Source organism: Herbaspirillum lusitanum P6-12, from assembly GCF_000256565.1.
GTDB classification, from domain to species: Bacteria; Pseudomonadota; Gammaproteobacteria; order Burkholderiales; family Burkholderiaceae_D; genus Herbaspirillum; species Herbaspirillum lusitanum.
This window is the reverse complement of the sequence record NZ_AJHH01000120.1, coordinates 1-4,013: the sequence shown is the minus strand read 5'-3', so window position 1 is coordinate 4,013 and position 4,013 is coordinate 1. Positions and strand designations below refer to the sequence as shown.

3 protein-coding genes are annotated in these 4,013 nt (G+C 62.8%); all 3 read left to right on the top strand.

The features are described 5' to 3' along the window. The first annotated feature begins 193 nt into the window (after positions 1-193). Genes HLUSI_RS0104120 through glcF form a run of 3 tightly spaced genes read left to right on the top strand, consistent with a single transcriptional unit; the run spans position 194 to position 3,970 of the window. Positions 194-1,681: an FAD-linked oxidase C-terminal domain-containing protein gene (locus HLUSI_RS0104120; RefSeq protein WP_029363111.1), complete on the top strand. Its 1,488-nt coding sequence runs from the start codon at positions 194-196 to the stop codon at positions 1,679-1,681. A gap of 3 nt (positions 1,682-1,684) precedes the next feature. Next, positions 1,685-2,725: a glycolate oxidase subunit GlcE gene (gene glcE / locus HLUSI_RS0104115; RefSeq protein ID WP_016832770.1), complete on the top strand. Its 1,041-nt coding sequence runs from the start codon at positions 1,685-1,687 to the stop codon at positions 2,723-2,725. A gap of 3 nt (positions 2,726-2,728) precedes the next feature. Then, on the top strand, positions 2,729-3,970 hold the full coding sequence (gene glcF, locus HLUSI_RS0104110) for a glycolate oxidase subunit GlcF (protein WP_016832769.1): 1,242 nt from the start codon (positions 2,729-2,731) through the stop codon (positions 3,968-3,970). The last annotated feature ends 43 nt before the right edge of the window (positions 3,971-4,013 follow it).

Sequence of the window (4,013 nt, the reverse complement as noted above, 5' to 3'; positions counted from 1 at the left end):
AATTCACGACGCGCCGTGAATTCTTTTCAGTGCGCCCTGACCACGCTTTTCGCTTTCCCCGGCTGAAATTCGCTACACTTCAGGCATTGCGAAGACAACAGCGAGACAAGCATTCCAAACCGGCGCCATAAGCCGGAAACAATAATTCATCTGTCATCGCCGCGTCCCAGCCCAAAGCCAAACGAGGTCACGCATGAACGCCCCAGTTGCCCCCTTATTTTCTCCCGCCCGCCAGCGCGAGGTCGTTGCCGCGCTGAAAGCCGTGGTGCCGCCCCATTGCGTGCTGTTCGACGAAGAAGACACCCGCCCTTACGAGTGCGACGGCCTGGCCGCTTACCGCCAGTTGCCGATGGTCGTGGTCTTGCCCGAGAACGAAGCGCAGGTCATCGCCATCCTCACCACCTGCAACGCGCTGAAGGTCCAGATCGTCCCGCGCGGCGCCGGCACCGGTTTGTCCGGCGGCGCGATGCCGATTGCCGACGGCGTGGTGGTGTCGACCGCCAAGTTCAACAAGATCGTCAGCATGGACAAGTACTCACGCACCGCCGTGGTCCAGCCCGGCGTGCGCAACCTGGCGATCTCGGAAGCGGCGGCGCCGCACGGCCTCTACTACGCGCCGGATCCTTCTTCGCAGATCGCCTGCACCATCGGCGGCAACGTCGCCGAAAATTCTGGCGGCGTGCATTGCCTCAAATACGGCCTGACCGTGCACAACGTCCTGCGCGTGCGCGTGGTCACCATCGAAGGCGACGTCATCGAGCTCGGCAATGCCGGCCTCGATGCGCCCGGCCTCGATTTGCTGGCGGTCTTCATCGGTTCCGAAGGCATGCTCGGCATCGTCACCGAAGTCACCGTCAAGCTGGTGCCCAAGCCGCAGCAGGCGCGCGTGATCATGGCTTCGTTCGACGACGTCGTGAAGGGCGGCAACGCGGTCGCCAACGTGATCGCCGCCGGCATCATCCCGGCCGGCCTGGAAATGATGGACAAGACCAGCTCGCGCATGGTCGAGCCGTTCGTCAAGGCCGGCTACGACATCGACGCCGAAGCGATCCTGCTGTGCGAATCCGACGGCACCAGTGAAGAAGTAGAAGAAGAAATCGGCCGCATGAGCGAGGTGCTCAACGCCAGCGGCGCCACCGCCATCGCGGTGTCGCAGTCCGAAGCCGAGCGCCTGCGCTTCTGGTCGGGCCGCAAGAATGCCTTCCCGGCCGCCGGCCGCATCTCGCCCGATTACTACTGCATGGACGGCACCATCCCGCGCAAGCGACTGGCTGAAGTCCTGCTCGGCATCGCCAGGATGGAAGGGAAGTACGGCCTGCGCTGCGCCAACGTGTTCCATGCCGGCGACGGCAACCTGCATCCGCTGATCCTGTTCGACGCCAACCAGGCGGATGAATTCCACCGCGCCGAATTGTTCGGCGCCGAGATCCTCGAGCTGTGCGTCGAAGTCGGCGGCACCATCACCGGCGAGCACGGCGTCGGCATCGAGAAGATCAACTCCATGTGCGTGCAGTATTCGCCGGAAGAGCGCGAAGCCTTCTTCAAGGTCAAGCGCGCCTTCGACACGGCCTTCCTGCTCAACCCCGACAAGGCCATTCCGTCGCTGCATCGCTGCGCCGAGTACGGCAAGATGCACGTGCAGCGCGGCGCCATCAAATTTCCCGATTTGCCAAGGTTTTAACGCATGGAACAGACACTGCAAGCATTCAAGGAGCGCATCGTCGCGGCCACGGCCGGCGGCGGCGGCACCAAGGACTGGTACGGCCAGGAGCCGCGCGGCGAAGTGCTCGACACGCGTCCTTACAGCGGCATCATCGACTACGAGCCGACCGAACTGGTGATCACCGCGCGTTGCGGTACGCCGTTGTCGGAAATCGATGCCGCGCTGGCCGCCAACAATCAGGTGCTGGCTTTCGAGCCGCCGCGTTTTGGCGGCGTCTCCACCGTCGGCGGCATGATCGCGACGGGTTTGTCGGGGCCGGGGCGCCAGGCCAGCGGATCGGTGCGCGACTTCGTGCTCGGCGCCGACCTCATGGATGCACAAGGACAGGTCCTGCATTTCGGCGGACAGGTCATGAAGAACGTCGCCGGCTATGACGTCTCGCGCCTGCTGACCGGTTCGCTCGGCACGCTCGGTCTGATCCTGCAGGCCTCGATCAAGGTGTTGCCGCAAGCCTTCGCCACCAGCACGCGCGTGTTTGAAGTCGACCAGGCCAATGCCATCCGCCTGCTCAACGAATGGGGCGGCCAGCCTCTGCCATTGTCGGCCAGCGCCTGGGTCAATGGCGTGCTGACGATCCGTTTGTCGGGCGCACAAGCTGCGGTCTCTGCCGCAGAGACCAAGCTTGGCGGCACGGAACTGACCAACGGCGAGGATTTCTGGCGTGACCTGCGCGAACAGAACCATGCGTTCTTCGCTGATGTGGATGCGCCGTTGTGGCGGATTTCCCTGCCGTCGGTGGCGCAGCCGCTAGCGCTCAATGGCATGCAGCTGATCGAGTGGGGCGGTGCGCAGCGCTGGTATCGCGGCGACGACGGCGTGGCCGTCATCCGTGCCGCCGCAACTGCAGCCGGCGGCCATGCCAGCCTGTATCGTGGCGGCGACAAGAGCGTCGGCGTATTCCAGCCGCTCGCGCCTGCGGTCGCCAAGATCCATCGCAACCTGAAAGCCTCCTTCGACCCCTCCGGCATCTTCAATCCCGGCCGCATGTACAGCGAGTTTTAATCTATGCAAACCAATCTGGCCGATTTCATCCGCGACACCAATGAAGGCAAGGAAGCCGACGCTATCCTGCGCTCCTGTGTGCATTGCGGATTCTGCACGGCGACATGCCCGACCTATCAACTGCTGGGCGACGAACTCGACGGTCCGCGCGGCCGCATTTACCTGATCAAGCAGGTGCTCGAAGGCAAGCCGGCCACCGCCGCCACGCAATCGCACCTGGACCGCTGCCTGACCTGCCGCAATTGCGAATCGACCTGTCCGTCCGGCGTGCAATACGGCCGCCTGGTCGACATCGGCCGCAAGGTGGTCGAAGACCAGGTGCCGCGTCCGCTCGGCCAGCGCATCGTGCGCACCACGCTCAAGACGCTGCTGCCGAACAAGTGGCTGTTCAATCCGGCGATGAAGGCTGGTCAATTGGTGCGTCCGCTGTTGCCGCAAAAATTGCAGAACAAGGTGCCGCCGAAACAGGATGCCGGGCAATGGCCGACGCGCACCCATGCGCGCAAGATGCTGATGCTGGATGGCTGCGTGCAGCCGGCCATGTCGCCCAACATCAACAGCTCGACCGCGCGCGTGCTCGATGCGCTGGGTGTGGAGTTGATCGTGCCGCCCAAGGCCGGTTGCTGCGGCGCGATCCGCTATCACCTGAATGATCAGGACGGCGGGCTCGACGACATGCGTCGCAACATCGATGCATGGTGGCCGTATGTCGACGGCTCGGCCGGCTTCACGGTCGAAGCGATCGTGATGAATGCTTCCGGCTGCGGCGCCACCGTCAAGGAATACGGGCATCTGTTGCAGCACGACGCTGCCTATGCCGCCAAGGCGCATCGGATTGCGCAGCTTACGCGTGACATCAGCGAAATTCTGCCGGACTTTGAAACGGAGTTGGCTGGCAAGCTCAAGGGCAAAATAGGCAAGCGGGTTGCGTATCATCCGCCTTGCACCTTGCAGCATGGGCAGAAGATTCGCGGCAAGGTGGAGCAGATTCTTGGCAGCGCCGGCGTCGACGTGAAGTTGTGCGCCGACAGTCATCTTTGCTGCGGGTCGGCGGGGACGTATTCGGTGTTGCAGCCGGAGCTGTCTTATCGTTTGCGCGACAACAAGTTGAATAATCTGCAGGCTACTCAGCCGGACATGATTGTTTCCGGGAATATCGGATGCCTGACGCATTTGCAGTCGGGGACGGATACGCCGGTGAAGCATTGGATTGAGTTGCTGGATGCGGCTTTGGTGGGTTCGTAAGCTGTTCCGATTTTTGTTTTTAGGTAGCTAAGACGGATATTTC

What these genes read in the sequence shown, in the direction of transcription:
- HLUSI_RS0104120 (WP_029363111.1), top strand. Translation starts at nt 194, where the DNA reads ATGAACGCCCCAGTTGCCCCCTTATTTTCTCCCGCCCGCCAGCGCGAG.
- glcE (WP_016832770.1), top strand. Translation starts at nt 1,685, where the DNA reads ATGGAACAGACACTGCAAGCATTCAAGGAGCGCATCGTCGCGGCCACG.
- glcF (WP_016832769.1), top strand. Translation starts at nt 2,729, where the DNA reads ATGCAAACCAATCTGGCCGATTTCATCCGCGACACCAATGAAGGCAAG.